13 protein-coding genes are annotated in these 17,456 nt (G+C 73.3%); 9 read left to right on the top strand and 4 right to left on the bottom strand.

Annotation, left to right across the window (positions count from 1 at the left end):
• Positions 1–2 precede the first annotated feature (2 nt).
• On the top strand, positions 3–623 hold the full coding sequence (locus tag ACZ6KO_RS09470) for a TetR/AcrR family transcriptional regulator (protein WP_469302261.1): 621 nt from the start codon (positions 3–5) through the stop codon (positions 621–623).
• Between the two features lie 318 nt (positions 624–941).
• Here the strand turns inward: ACZ6KO_RS09470 and ACZ6KO_RS09465 are convergent, their stop codons facing one another.
• The 4 genes from ACZ6KO_RS09465 to ACZ6KO_RS09450 all read right to left on the bottom strand — a co-directional run bounded on the left by ACZ6KO_RS09465 (position 942) and on the right by ACZ6KO_RS09450 (position 6,413).
• Positions 942–3,380, bottom strand: coding sequence for a transglutaminase TgpA family protein (locus ACZ6KO_RS09465; protein WP_469302259.1), 2,439 nt, complete (start codon positions 3,378–3,380; stop codon positions 942–944).
• A complete protein-coding gene (locus ACZ6KO_RS09460; RefSeq protein ID WP_469302255.1) occupies positions 3,377–4,717 on the bottom strand; it encodes a DUF58 domain-containing protein in 1,341 nt (446 codons plus the stop codon). Before ACZ6KO_RS09460 ends, ACZ6KO_RS09465 begins: the two co-directional genes overlap by 4 nt.
• Positions 4,717–5,724, bottom strand: a complete 1,008-nt coding sequence (locus ACZ6KO_RS09455) for an AAA family ATPase (protein ID WP_469302251.1) — start codon at positions 5,722–5,724, stop codon at positions 4,717–4,719. The genes ACZ6KO_RS09460 and ACZ6KO_RS09455 overlap by 1 nt, the downstream gene beginning before the upstream one ends.
• Before the next feature lie 137 nt (positions 5,725–5,861).
• Positions 5,862–6,413, bottom strand: a complete 552-nt coding sequence (locus tag ACZ6KO_RS09450; protein ID WP_469302249.1) for a beta-class carbonic anhydrase — start codon at positions 6,411–6,413, stop codon at positions 5,862–5,864.
• A 310-nt stretch (positions 6,414–6,723) separates the two neighbouring features.
• Here ACZ6KO_RS09450 and rsmH point away from each other — a divergent pair, with 310 nt between their 5' ends.
• The 8 genes from rsmH to ftsW all read left to right on the top strand — a co-directional run bounded on the left by rsmH (position 6,724) and on the right by ftsW (position 17,456).
• Positions 6,724–7,683 carry a 16S rRNA (cytosine(1402)-N(4))-methyltransferase RsmH gene (rsmH, locus tag ACZ6KO_RS09445; RefSeq protein WP_469302246.1) on the top strand — a complete coding sequence of 320 codons (960 nt, stop codon included), beginning with the start codon at positions 6,724–6,726 and terminating at the stop codon, positions 7,681–7,683.
• Positions 7,684–7,744: 61 nt separating this feature from the next.
• Positions 7,745–8,290 carry a cell division protein FtsL gene (ftsL, locus tag ACZ6KO_RS09440; RefSeq protein ID WP_469302244.1) on the top strand — a complete coding sequence of 182 codons (546 nt, stop codon included), beginning with the start codon at positions 7,745–7,747 and terminating at the stop codon, positions 8,288–8,290.
• A gap of 99 nt (positions 8,291–8,389) precedes the next feature.
• Positions 8,390–10,387, top strand: coding sequence for a peptidoglycan D,D-transpeptidase FtsI family protein (locus ACZ6KO_RS09435; RefSeq protein WP_469302242.1), 1,998 nt, complete (start codon positions 8,390–8,392; stop codon positions 10,385–10,387).
• A 25-nt stretch (positions 10,388–10,412) separates the two neighbouring features.
• Positions 10,413–12,119: a UDP-N-acetylmuramoyl-L-alanyl-D-glutamate--2,6-diaminopimelate ligase gene (locus tag ACZ6KO_RS09430; protein ID WP_469302240.1), complete on the top strand. Its 1,707-nt coding sequence runs from the start codon at positions 10,413–10,415 to the stop codon at positions 12,117–12,119.
• Positions 12,120–13,538, top strand: a complete 1,419-nt coding sequence (locus ACZ6KO_RS09425) for a UDP-N-acetylmuramoyl-tripeptide--D-alanyl-D-alanine ligase (protein WP_469302238.1) — start codon at positions 12,120–12,122, stop codon at positions 13,536–13,538.
• Entirely contained in the window at positions 13,535–14,605 is a 1,071-nt protein-coding gene (mraY, locus tag ACZ6KO_RS09420) for a phospho-N-acetylmuramoyl-pentapeptide-transferase (protein WP_469302234.1), read from the top strand. Before ACZ6KO_RS09425 ends, mraY begins: the two co-directional genes overlap by 4 nt.
• On the top strand, positions 14,587–16,029 hold the full coding sequence (gene murD / locus ACZ6KO_RS09415; protein ID WP_469302230.1) for a UDP-N-acetylmuramoyl-L-alanine--D-glutamate ligase: 1,443 nt from the start codon (positions 14,587–14,589) through the stop codon (positions 16,027–16,029). Before mraY ends, murD begins: the two co-directional genes overlap by 19 nt.
• Positions 16,030–16,088: 59 nt before the next feature.
• Positions 16,089–17,456, top strand: a complete 1,368-nt coding sequence (ftsW, locus tag ACZ6KO_RS09410; protein WP_469302227.1) for a putative lipid II flippase FtsW — start codon at positions 16,089–16,091, stop codon at positions 17,454–17,456.

Below are 17,456 nucleotides of genomic sequence, written 5' to 3'. Positions count from 1 at the left end.
CCATGGACAGCAGCAGCACCGGTACCGCCCGACGGCGGGCCACGCGCCAGAAGCTCTACGAAGCGGCCGTCACCCTCATCGCCGAGCAGGGCTTCTCCGCCACCACGGTCGACGAGATCGCCGAGCGCGCGGGCGTCGCGAAGGGCACCGTCTACTACAACTTCGCGAGCAAGACCGAGCTCTTCGAGGAGCTGCTGCGGCACGGAGTGGGCCTGCTGACCGCCTCGCTCCGCACGGCCGCCGAGGAGACCGAGGCCCGCGGCGGCACCCGGGTGGAGGCCCTGGACGCGATGATCCGGGCCGGCCTGGTCTTCATCGACCGCTACCCGGCCTTCACCCAGCTGTACGTCGCCGAGCTCTGGCGCACCAACCGGGCCTGGCAGTCCACGCTCATGGTGGTGCGGCGGGAGGCGGTGGCCGTCGTCGAGACGGTGCTGCGCGAGGGCGTCGAGCGCGGCGAGCTCAGCGCCGAGATCGACGTGCCGCTCACCGCGGCCGCGCTGGTCGGCATGGTGCTGGTGGCCGCGCTCGACTGGCAGTCCTTCCAGAGCGAGCGCTCGCTGGACGACGTCCACTCGGCGCTGTCGCTGCTCCTGCGCGGCCGGGTCAGCGGCAGCCGCTGACCCCCGGTCGGCGGTGCCGCCGGGCCCCCGCGGGGGCGTAGAACTGGTGCCGCGGACTTTCCGGCCACGGCACTAGGTATCCGTACCTAGCCGTGCGGATGAGTACCCGTACGGATGGCTCCGACCTGCGCGAACAGCAGACTGGGAGCAACGGACAGGGGCACTCGGCCCGCACCGCGGACACGGGGCCGCGGAGCGGGCCGGGTACCTCGTCCGGCACGGGGGAAACCACAGGACGCCGGTGCGGCGGGGCTCGGACGACCGAATCCCGCCGCACCGGCGTCCTGCGCTCCCAGGGACGGACCCCAGAGTCTGTCCCTAGCCGCGCCCGCGCCCGCGGAGCGTCAGCTGCGGCAGCCGCGGCAGCCGTTCCCGCAGGGTGGCCAGCCGTGCCGACAGCGCTTCCGTCAGCTCCGCGCGGCGGGCCGACAGGGCCCGGCCGACCCGGGCCCCCGACCGCGGCAGCAGCAGCGCGCGCAGCCGCGCGCGCCCGCTCACGCCCGCCAGCAGGCCGGCCCGGGCCAGCAGGACGTCCGCGGCCAGGCCCTCGTACCCGGCGGCCGCGCCCGGCGGGGCGTACAGCGACCGCTCCACCGCGCCCGCCACCCGGTGCACCGCCTCCGCGGCGTCCGCCTCCAGCCGCCCCAGGGTCACGATCCGCTCGGCCGCACTGCGCGGCGAGAGCGCCCCGTCCGGCGCGATGCCCACGTCCCAGGCGGCGTCGCCGAGTTCGCGCCACACCGTCAGGACGTCGCCCGAGGCCAGCCGGCGCGTGCGCAGCCGGCCGCGCCACAGCAGCGGCAGCAGCGGCAGGCCCACCAGGAGCACGGCCGCCGCCACCCAGCCCAGCACCAGCCCGGCCGACGGCCCGCCGCCGCCCGCTCCGGCGTCCGCCGGGGCGGCCGGGCCGCCGCACTCGCCGAGCCGCTTGAGCTCCGGCGGGCACTCCGCCGACTGCGAGGGCGCCGGGGCCGGTGCCTGCGCGCTCTGCGAGGGCATCGCCGCCGACGCGGACGGCTGCGCGGTGGGCACCTCGGTCAGCGTGTAGTCCGGCGCGGTGCCGATCCGCGGCGTCGGTTCGAAGCGGGTCCAGCCGACGCCCTCGAAGTACAGCTCCGGCCAGGCGTGCGCGTCGCGCATCGTGACCATCATGCTGCCGTCCGGCTGCCGGTTGCCCGGCGTGAAGCCGACCGCCACCCGCGACGGGATGCCCAGGGTCCGGGCCATTGCCGCCATGGAGAAGGAGAAGTGGATGCAGAACCCCTCCTTGTCGGCGAGGAAGCGCTCGATGGCGCCCGAACCGGTCCCCGACTGCACGGTGGTGTCGTACCGGAAGCCGCCGCTCACGGCGAAGTAGTCCTGGAGCTTCACGGCCCTGGCGTAGTTGTCCCGGGCCCCCTTGGTGACCTCGCGGGCCCGCTCCGACACCACCGCCGGCAGGTTCTCCGGCAGCTTGGTGTACTCGCCGAGGATCGCCGGGGAGGGCTGCGGCGCCGCCGCCAGCTGCTGCGCCGTGGGCCGCAGCTGCAGGCTCCGTACGGTGTACTGCGCGCCCTGCACGGTCTGGAACTTGTCCTTGCCCGTCTGGTCGCCGATCAGCGTCCGCCCGGCCTGCTCGAACCGCCAGCGCCCGGGGATCTCCACCTGGGTGGCCGGGTACGGCATCGGCAGGTAGCGCTGCCCGTAGTTGTTGGCCGCGGAGATGCTGGTGGTCACCTCGGTCGCGGTCAGGCGCACCTGGTCGCTCAGGCCCGGCACCTTCGGCAGCGGCTGGGGCACGTCCGACAGGCTGCGGCCGGACGCCTCCCACTTGACGCCGTTGAACTCGTCGAGCGCGAGGATCCTCAGGTACTGGTCGGTGACCTGCTTGTTGTCCGTGCGGTAGCGCAGCACCATCCGGTTGTCCTGCGCGTTCAGGCTGTTCTGCAGCGACACCAGCGGGTTGACCGCCGAGATCGTCCCGCCGCCGCCCGTGCCGGAGCCGTTCTCGCCGCCCGCTCCCGTCTCGTTCAGCAGCCCGCCGCCCAGCGAGGGCAGGGCGGCCGGCACCGCGAGCGCGAGCCCCAGCGCCACCGCGCCGATCCGCCGCCCCGTCCGTACGGGCGCCAGCGGCCGGCCGGTGGCGGAAGCGTCGGCCGGGCCGCCCGGGGCGCGCGTGGCGGCGCCGAAGACCCGGCCCCACTGCGTCAGCCGGTCCCGGCCCTCGGCCAGGAGCAGCAGCAGGTAGCCGCAGCCCGCGGCCACGAACCAGGCCCACGAGGCGCCGTCGCCCCCGGCCAGCCCAGCGGCCACCGAGTACAGCGCGAGCAGCGGCAGTCCGGCGGCGGCCGCCGTCCGGAACGTCACCGCCAGCACGTCCACGAGCAGGCCGATCAGCAGCACCCCGGAGACGAGCAGCAGCCGGATCCCGGGCGTCAGCGGCGCCGGCATCGCGTACTCCGAGACGTCCTGGACGCCCTGCTGGAACAGCGCGCCGAAGTCGGTCACCAGGTACGACAGCAGCCCGTCCCCGCCGGCCCGGCCCTCCCCGGCGAACAGCAGCGCCAGCATCAGCAGGCTCACCAGCACCTGCGCCGAGATCGTCAGCGACCGTGCCAGCGGCACCCGCCGGGCCACCGCGCCGACGCCGCTCTGCACGCCGAGCAGCAGCACCGCCTGGAGCAGCCAGGTCGCCGGGTGCACCAGCGGCACCAGCGCACCCGCGGTCAGCGCCGTCGCCAGCAGCGCGAACAGCGTCAGTCTCGCCCGCCCGCTCATGAGCGTCCTCCGGAAGTTCCCGTGCCCGTGGGCGCGTTGCCCGCCATCCGCCACAGCTCCCCGAAGGCGACCCCGGGCGGCACCGCCAGCGCCGTCCAGCCCGCGTCGCGCAGCCGCCGCAGCCGCTCCTCCACCGGCAGCACCCCCGGCGCCGCCGGGGGCTGGCCGGCCCAGGCCGCGGAGTCCAGCACGAAGGCCAGCGCCCCGCCACTGCGCCGGCGCAGCTTGGCCGCCAGCTCCGTCTGTACGTCGTCCAGGTCGCCGAAGAAGGCGATCAGCAGCCCCTCGTTGCCGCCGCGCACCGCGTCGTACGCCCGCGACAGGCCCGCGCCGTCGGAGAACCCGACCACCGCGAGGGTGTCCATCATCTGCCCGGCCGCCTCCGCGGCCTCCTGGCCGCCGGCCGAGAAGCCGCCCGAGGCCTCGCCGGGCGCCGCGCTGCCGGTGTCCGTCAGCAGCCGCGCCGAGAAGCCGCGCTCCAGCACGTGGACCAGCGTGGAGGCGGCCGCCGAGACCGCCCACTCGAACGCCGAGTCGGGACCCGCGCCCTCGTAGGCCACCCGCCGGGTGTCGAGCAGCACGGTGGCCCGGGCCCGCTGCGGCTGCTCCTCGCGGCGCACCATCAGCTCGCCGTAGCGGGCGGTGGAGCGCCAGTGCACGCGCCGCAGGTCGTCGCCGTAGCGGTAGCCGCGCGGGATCACGTCGTCGTCGCCGGCCAGCGCCAGCGAGCGCTGGTTGCCGTCGCCGTAGCCGGAGGACTCGCCGGTGAGGCGGACCGGAGGCAGCGGCTCGGTGCGCGGGACGACGGTGAGGGTGTCGTACGTGCTGAACGAGCGGGTCAGCTCGACCAGCCCGAAGGGATCGTTGAGGCGCAGCTGCAAGGGGCCCAGCGGATAGCGTCCGCGCAGGTCGGAGCGGACCCGGTAGGACACCTCGCGGCGGCCGCCCGGCTCCACCCGGTCCAGCACGAAGCGGGGCCGCGGCCCCAGTACGTACGGCACCCGGTCCTGGAGCATCAGCAGCCCGGTGGGCAGCCGCGAGACGTTGTCCATGCGCAGCTGCACCCGGGCCTCGGAGCCGGCCGCGACCCGCAGCGGGGTCAGCCGGCGGCTGCCGGTGACCCGGTGGCGGGTGCGGTGCAGCGCGTAGACGCAGATCAGCGGCAGGACGGCGAGCAGCAGCCCGACCCGCAGCAGGTCGTTCTGGCCCAGTACGTACGCGCACACGGTGGCGGCGACGCCGGCGGCCAGGAAGGAGCGGCCGCGCGTGGTGAGCCCGGACAGGGCCACGCGCAGACCGCCCTCACGGCCGGCACCGCCAGGGGCACCGGCGCTCATCAGAAGCCCCGGACGCCCGCGCCGGGCGGCTGCTCGCCGCGTACGGCACTCGGGACCGGGGTGCGCTGGAGGATCTCGGCGACGACCTGCTCGGCGGTGCGCCGGGCCAGCTGGGCCTGCGCGGTCGGCAGCAGCCGGTGGGCGAGGACCGGGCCCGCCAGGGCCTGGACGTCGTCGGGGAGCACGTAGTCCCGGCCGGTCAGCGCGGCGTTCGCCTTGACCGCGCGCAGCAGGTGCAGGGTGGCGCGGGGCGAGGCGCCCAGGCGCAGGTCGGGGTGGTGGCGGGTGGCCGCGACCAGGTCGACCACGTAGCGGCGGACCGGGTCGGCGACGTACACCTCGCGCACGGCCTCGATCAGCTTGACGATGTCGTGGGCGTGCGCGACGGCCTGGAGGTCGTCGAGGGGGGAGACCCGGCCGTGCACGTCGAGCATCTGCAGCTCGGCGTCGGGGCTGGGGTAGCCGACGGAGACCCGGGCCATGAAGCGGTCGCGCTGGGCCTCGGGGAGGGGGTAGGTGCCCTCCATCTCCACCGGGTTCTGGGTGGCGACCACCATGAACGGCGTCGGCAGCTCGTACGTCGTGCCGTCGATCGTGACCTGGCGCTCCTCCATCGACTCCAGCAGCGCCGACTGGGTCTTGGGCGAGGCGCGGTTGATCTCGTCGCCGATCACGATCTGCGCGAAGATCGCGCCGGGCTTGAACTCGAACTCGCGGCGCTGCTGGTCGTAGATGCTGACACCGGTGATGTCGGACGGCAGCAGGTCCGGCGTGAACTGGATGCGCTGGACGGAGCAGTCGATCGACTTCGCCAGGGTCTTGGCGAGCATCGTCTTGCCGACACCGGGCACATCCTCGATCAGCAGGTGGCCCTCGGCCAGCAGCACGGTCAGCGCGATCCGTACGACCTCGGGCTTGCCCTCGATCACGCTCTCCACCGAACGGCGGACACGTTCCGCCGTCGTGGTCAGATCCGCGAGGCTCGCACGGTCGTCATAGGTCGTCACCAGGTTCTCCTCGGCCCTTTCCCCGGGCCGACGCCCATTGCGCATGACCGGCCCACCCCGAAACACGGACGCCGGACCGGAAGGGTTCCCGGGGGCGCTCCTCCCGCATTGTTGACGGCGCTACGGCCTTGTGTCACTCAAGAGGCGGGATCGATCTCGCGCAGGAGTCCCGTGTGCACGTCGAAGACGAAGCCTCGCACATCGTCCTTGTGCAGCAGGAAGGGGTTCGTGCGGACCCGCTGCATGGACTGGCGGACGTCCTGCTCGACGTCCCGGAAGGCCTCGACGGCCCAGGCGGGGCGCTGGCCGACCTCGTCCTCCAGCTCGTGCCGGAAGTCCTCGGTCAGGTTCTCCAGACCGCACCCGGTGTGGTGGATGAGTATGACGCTGCGGGTGCCGAGCGCGCGCTGGCTGATGGTGAGCGAGCGGATGGTGTCGTCGGTGACGACACCGCCGGCGTTGCGGATGGTGTGGCAGTCGCCCAGTTCCAGGCCGAGGGCCTTGTGCAGGTCGAGGCGGGCGTCCATGCAGGCCACGACGGCGACGTGGAGGACGGGGCGGGCGTCCATGCCGGGGTCGGTGAAGCCGGCGGCGTAGTGACGGTTGGCCTCGACGAGCCGGTCGGTGACGGAGCCGGCGCCGGACGCCGGGGCGGTGGACTCGGTGGGCAGGTGCGCGGAAGTCGTCATGGCTACGACGTTAGTGGTCACAGCGGGTGGGGGCAGGGCGTGAGGAGGGACAAAGAACGTCAACAAGGCTTGTTGTGAGCTAACCCACAAGGTCGCGGCGGGGGCCGCCGACCGGGTGATTCGCGGCTTTTGCGGGTTCGGTCCGGGCGGGCCACACCGGGCGCGGGCCGGTTCGCCCGACGCGGCGGACCGTGGACTAAAGTGACGCGAACCGGCCGGGGGCCCGGTCCCGACCGGCCTCCCTGCCCTGACGAGACCCCCGCGTGCGCGGCGCGTACGCGCGGCCGCGCCGTTAGCTTGAGAGGGCGCTGTGAGTAGCGAGTCCCGACATGTCCCGGTGATGCTCCAGCGGTGCCTGGACCTGCTGGCCCCGGCGCTGGAGCGGCCCGGCTCGGTCGTCGTCGACTGCACCCTCGGCCTCGGCGGTCACAGCGAGGCCATGCTCGCCCGGTTCCCCGGGGTGCGCCTGATCGGGCTCGACCGCGACAAGGAGGCCCTGCGCCTGTCCGGCGAGCGGCTGGCGCCGTACGGCGAGCGCGCCACGCTGGTCCACGCGGTGTACGACGAGCTGCCCGAGGTCCTCGACCGCCTCGGCATCCGCACCGTCCAGGGCGTCCTCTTCGACCTCGGCGTCTCCTCCATGCAGCTCGACGAGGCCGACCGCGGCTTCGCCTACGCCCAGGACGCCCCGCTGGACATGCGCATGGACCAGACCACCGGCGTCAGCGCCGCCGAGGTCCTCAACACCTACCCGCCGGGCGAGCTGGTGCGGATTCTGCGCGCGTACGGCGAGGAGAAGCAGGCCAAGCGGATCGTCTCGGCGATCGTCCGCGAGCGGGACAAGGAGCCGTTCACGAACAGCGCCCGCCTGGTCGAGCTGATCCGTGACGCCCTGCCGCAGGCCGCCAAGCGGACCGGCGGCAACCCGGCCAAGCGCACCTTCCAGGCCCTGCGCATCGAGGTCAACGGCGAGCTGTCGGTCCTGGAGCGCGCCATCCCCGCGGCGGTCGAGCGGATCGCGGTCGGCGGCCGCATCGCCGTGCTGTCGTACCACTCGCTGGAGGACCGCCTGGTCAAGCAGGTCTTCGCGGAGGGCGCGACCAGCACCGCCCCGCCCGGCCTGCCGGTGGTCCCCGAGAAGTACCAGCCCAAGCTCAAGCTCCTGACCCGCGGCGCCGAACTCCCGACGGAGGAGGAGGTCGCCGAGAACCGCCGCGCGGCCCCCGCCCGCTTCCGCGGTGTCGAACGCATCCGCGAGGCGAATCTGTGAGGCCCGGCGCCGGGGGCGGGCAGCCGCCCGGGGCCGGCCGGCCGGCGTCCAGGGAGGGCGAGTGAGCAAGGTGGCCACGGCGACGCGCGTGAGGGCGGGACGGCTCGGGCTGGTCCGCCCCGCGCGGCCCGGCGGGAGCAGACCCGGGCAGGCGGCGAAGACGCCGTTCGTTCTGCTCGTCGTCGCCCTGCTGGCCGGCGGGCTGATCAGCCTGCTGCTGCTGAACTCGGCGCTGAACGAGGGTTCGTTCCAGCTGAGCCGGCTGAAGAAGGAGACCACCGCCCTCACCGACGAGCAGCAGGCCCTCCAGCGGGACGTCGACGGTCACTCGGCGCCCGACGCCCTGGAGCGCCGGGCCCGCGAGCTCGGCCTGGTCCCCGGCGGCACCCCGGTCTTCCTCGGCGCCGACGGCAAGGTCACCGGCAACCCCGCCCCGGCCGAGGCCCCGCCGCCGCCCTCGCCGTCCCCTTCCGCCCCGGCGGCCCCGCCCGGTGCCTCCGCTCCACCGGCCTCGTCCGCCCCGGCCCCGCAGACCGACCGGCCGGTTCCCGGCGGCTCCGCCGCGCCGGGTACGTCCCCGCAGCCCACCCCGACCTCCGGCAGGTGACGTCGTGACCCCTCAGGCAGCAGCCGACAGCCGCCGCCCGCCCGGCGAGGCGGCCCCGCACCCGGCCGCGGCCCGGACCCGGCGCCGGGGCGTGCCCGCGTGAGCCCCAAGGAGCCGCCGCGCCGACGGGTCCCCGGACCCGCCCGCCCGCGCAGCACCGCGCGCCCCGCCGCCCGGCCCACCGCCCGGCCGGCCTCCCGCCCCGCCACCCGGCGCCCCTCGGCCGTCCGCAGGCCCCACACCATCCGGCTGGGCAGCCCGCGGCCCCGGCTGCGGCTGGTCGGCGTCGGGCTGACGCTCGTCATGGTCGCCTTCGTCGTACGGCTGCTCCAGGTGCAGGCGGTCGACGCCTCCGCGTACTCCGCCGAGGCCTCCAAGAACCGCTACGCCAACTACACGCTCGCCGCCGAGCGCGGCGACATCACCGACCGCAAGGGCGTCGCCCTGGCGACCAGCGTCGACGCGTACGACATCACCGCCGACCCCTCGATGTTCACGCCGGAGAAGAGCAAGGCCCCCGACGCCCCCGAGCAGGCGGCCGCCCTGCTGGCGCCGATCCTGGAGGGGGACGCCAAGGACATCGCCGACCGGCTGCGCAAGAACACCCGCTACGTCGTCCTCTCCCGCCGCCGGACCCCCCAGGTCTGGAACCAGATCAAGGACCTCAAGCGGGTCTTCGCGGAGAAGGCCCTGGCCGACCGCAAGGGCAACGGCCCCGGCGCCAACGTCCTGGCCGGCGTCTTCCACGAGCCCAGCAGCAAGCGCGTGTACCCCAACGGGAACCTGGCCGCCGGGATACTGGGTTACGTCAACGCCGAGGGCAAGGGCGCGGGCGGCCTGGAGTCCTCCCTCGACAAGAAGCTGGCCGGCAAGGACGGCGAGATCACCGTGGCCACGGCCGGCGGCCGCCAGGTCCCGACCGCGGGCTCCCGCGAGGAACCCGCCGTACCCGGCGACGACATCGAACTGACCATCGACCGCGACATCCAGTGGGCCGCCCAGAGCGCCATCACCGAGCAGGTCGACAAGTCCAAGGCCGACCGCGGCTACGTCATCGTGCAGGACACCCGTACCGGCGAGGTGCTGGCCATGGCCAACGCCCCCGGCTTCGACCCCAACGACCTGACCCGGGCCAAGTCCACCGCCATGGGCAACGCCGCCCTCCAGGACGTGTACGAGCCCGGCTCCACCGCCAAGGTGATGTCGATGGCCGCCGTACTGGAGGAGAAGAAGGCCACCCCCGACACCCACGTCGTCGTCCCCAACCGGCTGCACCGCGGCGACCGGCTCTTCAAGGACGACATCGACCACCCCACCTGGTACCTGACGCTCAACGGCGTCCTCGCCAAGTCCTCCAACATCGGCACCATCCTGGCCACCGGCCAGCTCGGCCCCACCCAGCCCGAGGCCAACAAGGTGCTGCACTCCTACCTGACCAAGTTCGGCATCGGCCGGCCCACCGGCCTGGACTACCCCGGCGAGTCCCGCGGCATCCTCGCCAGGCCCGAGGACTGGTCCACCTCGCAGCAGTACACGATCCCCTTCGGCCAGGGCCTGTCCCTCAACGCCATGCAGGCGGCGTCCGTGTACTCCACGATCGCCAACGGCGGGGTCCGGATCGAGCCGACCCTGGTCCGCGGCACCAAGGGCCCCGACGGCCGGTTCACCCCCGCGCCCGCGCCCCAGAAGTCCCGCGTGATCAGCGAGGACACCGCCAGGACCCTCGCGCAGATGCTCGAATCCGTCGTGGACGACGAAGAGGGCACCGGCACCAAGGCCCGGATCCCCGGCTACCGGGTCGGCGGCAAGACCGGAACCTCCAACCGGGTGGATCCGGCCACCGGCCGCTACAAGGGCTACACCGCCTCCTTCGCCGGCTTCGCCCCCGCCGACAGCCCCCGCCTGACCGTCTACTGCGCGATCCAGAACCCCACCAGCGGCAGCTACTTCGGCGGCCAGATCTGCGGACCCGTCTACAAGAAGGTCATGGAGTTCGCCCTGAAGACCCTCCAGGTCGCCCCCACCGGAACCGCCCCGGCCGGGCTGCCCGTCACGTTCGAGCCGGGCCCCCAGCCCGGCCCGCAGCCCGGCCTGTGACCACGAAGAGCGCGAGGCACCAGCAGTGACAACGATCACCCCGGAACCCGGGAACCGTACGACGCCCGGCTCCGCGCCCGGCCCCTCACTTCGCGACAGGCCCGGTGCGCCCGGTACGCTCACCGCCGTGCCCCACGCTGATCAGCCCAGAACGACCCAGAACGACGCCCCGGCAGCGCCGCCGGGAGCGCCGCGGCCCCAGAGCCCGCACCCGACCCCGCTTCGAGACCTGGCCGCCCTCCTGGGCGCCCCGGACCCGGGAACGGCGCAGATCACCGGCATCACGCACGACTCCCGTGCGGTCCGCCCCGGCGACCTGTACGCGGCCCTGCCCGGCGCCCGCCTGCACGGCGCCGACTTCGCGGCCCAGGCCGCGGCCCTCGGCGCCGCCGCCGTCCTGACCGACGACTCGGGCGCCGCCCGCGCCGCCGCGACCGGCCTGCCGGTCCTGGCCGTCACCGACCCGCGCGGCCGGATGGGCGAGCTCGCCGCCGCGATCTACGGCCGGCCCGGCGAGGCCCTGCTCCAGATCGGCATCACCGGCACCTCCGGCAAGACCACCACGGCCTACCTCGTCGACGGCGGCCTGCGGGGCGCCGGCCGCGCCACCGGACTCGTCGGCACCGTCGAGATGCGCATCGGCGACGAGCGCATCAAGTCCGAGCGGACCACCCCCGAGGCCACCGACCTCCAGGCGCTCTTCGCGGTCATGCGCGAACGCGGCGTCGAGGCGGTGACCATGGAGGTGTCCAGCCACGCCCTCGTGCTCGGCCGGGTCGACGGCTGCGTCTTCGACGTCGCCGTCTTCAACAACCTCAGCCCGGAGCACATGGAGTTCCACTCCGACATGGAGGACTACTTCCAGGCCAAGGCGCAGCTGTTCACGCAGCGCCGGGCCCGCCTGGGCGTGGTGAACATCGACGACGAGTACGGCCGCCGCCTCGCCAAGGAGTCGGCGATCCCCGTCGTCACCTTCTCCGCCGCCGGCGACCCCGCCGCCGACTGGCGCGCCGAGGACGTGGTCTCCGGGCACATGGACTCCACCCTGACCCTGCACGGCCCCGACGGGGTGCGGGTGCGCGCCACCGCGCCGCTGCCGGGCCCGTTCAACGTCTCCAACACCGTCGCCGCGATCGTCTCGCTCGCCGTCGCCGGGATCGACCCGCAGGCCGCCGCCGACGGCGTCGCCGCCGTCCCGGGCGTCCCCGGCCGCCTGGAGCGCGTCGACGCGGGCCAGCCGTACCTGGCCGTCGTCGACTACGCCCACAAGACCGACGCGGTCGAGTCGGTCCTGCGCGCGCTGCGCGAGGTCACCCGCGGCAAGCTGCACATCGTTCTGGGCTGCGGCGGCGACCGCGACACCACCAAGCGCGGGCCCATGGGCGCCGCCGCCGCCCGGTTCGCCGACACCGCCGTCCTGACCTCCGACAACCCGCGCTCCGAGGACCCGCTGCGGATCCTCGCCGCGATGTTCGAGGGGGCCGTCTCCGTCCCCGCCGAGGAGCGCGCCGCCGTGCTCGTCGACGCCGACCGGGCCGCGGCCATCGCCGCCGCCGTCGCGCGCGCCGAGCCCGGCGACACCGTCCTCGTCGCCGGCAAGGGCCACGAGCAGGGCCAGGACACCGCCGGTGTCGTACGGCCCTTCGACGACCGCACCGTGCTGCGCGAGGCCATCGAGACCCGTACCGCGCAGAACCGAGCCATCCACGACCGACAGGCCGAGGTGAACTAAGTGATCGCCCTCTCCCTCGCCGAGATCGCCGACATCACCGGCGGACAGCTCCACGACATACCGGATCCGTCCGCGCAGGTCACCGGACCCGTCGTGTTCGACTCCCGGGAGGTCGAGGCCGGCAGCCTGTTCGCCGCGTTCGTCGGCGAACGGGTCGACGGCCACGACTACGCCGGGCGGGCCGTCGCCGCCGGGGCCACCGCGGTCCTCGCGACCCGGCCCGTGGGCGTCCCCGCCATCGTCGTCCCCGACGTCGTCGCCGCCCTCGGCGCCCTGGCCGGGGCCGTCGTCGCCCGCATCGGCACCGACGTGGTCGCCCTGACCGGCTCCGCCGGCAAGACCTCCACCAAGGACCTCATCGCCCAGGTCCTCCAGCACCACGCGCCGACCGTGTGGACGCCGGGGAACCTCAACAACGAGATCGGCCTGCCGATCACGACGCTGCGGGCCACCGAGGACACCCGGCACCTGGTGCTGGAGATGGGCGCCCGCGGCATCGGCCACATCCGCTACCTCACCGGGCTCACCCCGCCGCGCATCGGCCTGGTCCTGAACGTCGGCACCGCCCACATCGGCGAGTTCGGCGGCCGCGAGGCCATCGCCCAGGCCAAGGGCGAGCTGGTCGAGGCGCTGCCCTCCGAGGCCAAGGGCGGCGTCGCCGTCCTCAACGCCGACGACCTCCTCGTCCGCGCGATGTCCTCCCGCACCAAGGCCCGTACCGTGCTGTTCGGCGAGGCCGAGGACGCCGACGTACGGGCCACCGAAGTCCGGATGACGCCGCAGGGACAGCCGTCCTTCACACTGCACACACCCACCGGGTGCAGCGATGTGACCTTGCGGCTGTACGGTGAGCACCACGTGTCGAACGCGCTTGCCGCGGCCGCCGTCGCCCATGTGCTGGGCATGTCCGTCGAGGAGATCGCCACCGCGCTCTCCGGTGCGGGCACGCTCTCGCGCTGGCGGATGGAGGTCACCGAGCGGGCCGACGGCGTGACAGTCGTCAACGACGCCTACAACGCGAACCCCGAGTCCATGCGGGCCGCACTGCGCGCACTGGCCGCCATGGGCGGTGCCGCGCAGGCGAAGGGGGGACGGACGTGGGCGGTGCTCGGTCCCATGGCCGAGCTCGGAGACGATTCGCTCGCCGAGCACGACGCGGTCGGACGGCTTGTCGTCCGGCTCAACGTGAGCAAGCTCGTCGCAGTCGGGGGCAGGGAAGCGTCCTGGCTGCAACTGGGCGCATATAACGAGGGTTCGTGGGGTGAGGAGTCGGTGCTCGTGTCCGACGCGCAGGCGGCGGTCGACCTGTTGCGCAGTGAACTGCGCCCGGGAGACGTCGTGCTGGTGAAGGCATCCAGGTCCGCCGGTCTGGAGCGGGTCGCGCAGGCGCTGCTCGAGGGCGAGGTTGCCGGCCGATGAGGCAGATCCTGTTCGCGGGTGTCATCGGTATGTTCCTCACCATCATCGGCACCCCGCTGCTGATCAAGCTGTTGGCCCGCAAGGGCTACGGCCAGTTCATCCGCGACGACGGCCCGCGCGGCCACGCCGGGAAGAAGGGCACGCCCACCATGGGCGGCATCTCCTTCATCCTGGCGACGATCGCCGCGTACGTCCTGACGAAGGTCATCACGGGCGAGGAGCCGAGCATCTCGGGCCTGCTCGTCCTGTTCCTGATGACGGGCATGGGCCTGGTCGGCTACCTGGACGACTACATCAAGATCGTCAAGCGTCGCTCGCTCGGTCTGCGGGCCAAGGCCAAGATGGCCGGCCAGCTGATCGTCGGCATCGCCTTCGCGGTGCTCGCGCTGCAGTTCAAGGACGCCCGGGGGCTGGCCCCGGCCTCGACCAAGCTGTCGTTCGTCACCGACTTCGGCTGGGCCATCGGCCCGGTGCTGTTCGTCGTCTGGGCGCTGTTCATGATCCTGGCGATGTCCAACGGCGTGAACCTCACCGACGGCCTCGACGGCCTGGCCACCGGCGCCTCCGTGATGGTCTTCGGCGCCTACACCTTCATCGGTGTCTGGCAGTTCCAGGAGTCCTGCGCCAACGCCGCCACCCTGACCAACCCGGCGGCCTGCTTCGAGGTACGCGATCCGCTCGACCTCGCGGTCGTCGCCTCCGCCCTCATGGGTGCCTGCTTCGGCTTCCTGTGGTGGAACACCTCGCCCGCCAAGATCTTCATGGGTGACACCGGCTCGCTCGCCCTCGGCGGCGCGCTCGCGGGCCTGGCCATCTGCTCCCGCACCGAGCTGCTGATCGCGCTGCTGGGCGGCCTCTTCGTCCTCATCACCATGTCCGTGGTCATCCAGGTCGGCTCCTTCCGCCTCACCGGCAAGCGGGTCTTCCGGATGGCACCCCTCCAGCACCACTTCGAGCTGAAGGGCTGGTCGGAGGTCCTCGTGGTGGTGCGGTTCTGGATCATCCAGGGCATGTGCGTCATCGTGGGCCTCGGAATCTTCTACGCCGGATGGGCAGCCGAAAAGTGAGCACGCTGGACTGGCAGGGCAAGCACGTCACCGTCGCCGGCCTCGGGGTGAGCGGCATCAGCGCCGCCCGCGCCCTGGCCGGCCTCGGCGCCCGGGTCACCGTCGTCGACGGCGGTGACGGCGAGGCCCACCGGGCCCGCGCCGCCGAACTCGCCGAGCAGGACATCACCGTCCGCCTCGGCGACGCCGAAACCCTGCCCGAGGGCACCGAGCTGGTCGTCACCTCGCCCGGCTGGAAGCCCGGCAGTCCGCTCTTCAAGGCCGCCGCGGCCGCCGGCGCCGACGTCGTCGGCGACGTCGAGATCGCCTGGCTGCTGCGCGGCACGGGCGGCCGCAAGGCCGCCCCCTGGCTGGCCGTCACGGGCACCAACGGCAAGACCACGACCACCCAGATGCTGGCGTCGATCCTGAAGGCCGCGGGTCTGCGCACCGCCGCCGTCGGCAACATCGGCACCCCCATCATCGACGTGGTCCTGGGCGACGAGGAGTACGACGTACTCGCCGTCGAGCTCTCCAGCTACCAGCTGCACTGGGCGCCCTCGGTACGCGCGCACTCCGCCGTCGTGCTCAACCTGGCGCCCGACCACCTCGACTGGCACGGCTCCATGGAGGCGTACGCCGCCGACAAGGGCCGCATCTACGAGGGCAACACGGTCGCCTGCGTCTACAACGTCGCCGACCCGGCCACCGAGGACCTGGTCGTCGAGGCCGACGTCGAGGAGGGCTGCCGCGCCATCGGCTTCACCCTCGGCGCCCCCGGCCCCTCCATGCTGGGCGTCGTCGACGGCATCCTCGTCGACCGCGCGTTCGTCCAGAACCGGCAGAAGAACGCCCAGGAGCTGGCCGAGGTCAAGGACATCGACCCGCCGGCCCCGCACAACATCGCCAACGCCCTCGCCGCGGCCGCGCTCGCCCGCGCCTTCGGCGTCCCGCCGCGCGCCGTCCGCGACGGCCTGCGCGACTTCCGCCCGGACGCGCACCGGATCAGTTACGTCGCCGAGGTGGACGGGGTCACGTACATCGACGACTCCAAGGCGACCAACACGCACGCCGCCGAGGCCTCCCTGGCCGCCTACGAGCCCATCGTGTGGATCGCCGGCGGTCTGGCCAAGGGCGCGACCTTCGACGAGCTCGTGCAGCGGTCGGGCGAGCGGCTGCGCGGCGCCGTGCTGATCGGCGCCGACCGGGCGCTCATCGCCGAAGCACTGGCGCGACACGCCCCCGAGGTCCCGGTCGTGGACCTCGACCGGACCGACACTGGGGCGATGCTCGCGGCGGTCCGGGAGGCGGCCCGGCTCGCGGAGCCCGGCGACACGGTCCTGCTGGCTCCGGCCTGCGCCTCGATGGACATGTTCGCGAACTACAACGAGCGCGGGGACGCGTTCGCCGACGCCGTGCGCGAACTGGCCGCGGAGAGCGCCTAGGTCCAGGGGCAGGGGTCCTGTCTGACCGGCTGCTCGCAGGAGTGGGAGGGAAGACACAGATGCCGGCCAAGCAAGTCCTGTCGGGGCGGCGGCCGTCCGTACCCCGGGCGCAGGGCCGCAAGCGGCCCGCCCCCCGGCCGCCCGGGCGGCTGTTCCCGGGCCCCGGCCCCGTCGAGCGGCTGCGGCGTACGCAGCGGCAGCTGAAGCGGGCCTGGGACCGGCCCCTCACCGCGTATTACCTGATTTTCGGCAGCGCCCTGCTCATCACCGTGCTCGGCCTGGTGATGGTCTACTCGGCCTCCATGATCAAGGCGCTCCAGCTGGGCCTGGGCGACGCCTACTTCTTCAAGAAGCAGTTCGTCGCCGCCCTGCTGGGCACCGGACTGCTGCTGGTGGCCTCGCGGATGCCGGTGAAGCTGCACCGGGCGCTGTCCTACCCGGTGCTCGCCGCGACCCTGTTCCTGATGGTCCTCGTCCAGGTGCCGGGGATAGGGAAGTCCATCAACGGCAACCAGAACTGGATCTCCCTGGGCGGACCGTTCATGCTCCAGCCCAGTGAGTTCGGCAAGCTCGCCCTGATCCTGTGGGGCGCCGACCTGCTGGCCCGCAAGGGCGACAAGGGGCTGCTGAGCCAGTGGAAGCACCTGCTGGTGCCGCTGGTGCCGGTGGCCTTCGTGCTGCTCGGGCTGATCATGCTGGGCGGTGACATGGGCACCGCGATGATCCTGGGCGCCATCCTCTTCGGCCTGCTGTGGCTCGCGGGGGCGCCGACCCGGCTGTTCGTCGGGGTGCTGGCCTTCGCGGGTGTGATCGTCGGCGTGCTCATCAAGACCAGTCCGCACCGCATGGAGCGGCTCGCCTGCCTGGGAGCGACGGAACCGGGCAAGGACGACATGTGCTGGCAAGCCGTACACGGGATCTACGCCCTCGCGTCCGGCGGATGGTTCGGTTCCGGGCTCGGGGCGAGTGTGGAAAAATGGGGGCAACTACCCGAAGCCCATACCGACTTCATCTTCGCCATCACCGGGGAGGAACTGGGGCTGGCGGGGACGCTGTCGGTACTCGCCCTGTTCGCGGCTCTAGGCTATGCGGGTATCCGCGTGGCCGGACGCTCGGAGGATCCCTTCGTCAGGTATGCCGCGGGAGGCGTGACCACCTGGATCACGGCCCAGGCCGTGATCAACATCGGTGCGGTGCTCGGTCTGTTGCCGATCGCCGGCGTCCCCCTCCCGCTGTTCTCCTACGGTGGGTCCGCCCTGCTGCCGACCATGTTCGCCGTCGGACTGCTCATCGCCTTCGCGCGTGAGGAGCCCGCGGCGCGCGCGGCGCTCGCGATGCGACAGCCGAAGTTCGGCTGGAAGCGGGCCGGGCCGATATGGAAGTCGATGAGACGGCGCGTCAAGAGGCGTCCGTCCGGAGAGCGGTGA

This window comes from Streptomyces sp. NPDC042102 (genome assembly GCF_055582305.1).
The sequence above is the reverse complement of the archived record's forward strand: the minus strand, read 5'-3'. Positions and strand labels throughout refer to the sequence as shown.

Coding starts and splice junctions, on each gene's coding strand:
- ACZ6KO_RS09470 (WP_469302261.1), top strand. CDS start 3: ATGGACAGCAGCAGCACCGGTACCGCCCGACGGCGGGCCACGCGCCAG.
- ACZ6KO_RS09465 (WP_469302259.1), bottom strand. CDS start 3,380: ATGAGCGGGCGGGCGAGACTGACGCTGTTCGCGCTGCTGGCGACGGCG.
- ACZ6KO_RS09460 (WP_469302255.1), bottom strand. CDS start 4,717: ATGAGCGCCGGTGCCCCTGGCGGTGCCGGCCGTGAGGGCGGTCTGCGC.
- ACZ6KO_RS09450 (WP_469302249.1), bottom strand. CDS start 6,413: ATGACGACTTCCGCGCACCTGCCCACCGAGTCCACCGCCCCGGCGTCC.
- mraY (WP_469302234.1), top strand. CDS start 13,535: ATGAGGCAGATCCTGTTCGCGGGTGTCATCGGTATGTTCCTCACCATC.
- murD (WP_469302230.1), top strand. CDS start 14,587: ATGGGCAGCCGAAAAGTGAGCACGCTGGACTGGCAGGGCAAGCACGTC.
- ftsW (WP_469302227.1), top strand. CDS start 16,089: ATGCCGGCCAAGCAAGTCCTGTCGGGGCGGCGGCCGTCCGTACCCCGG.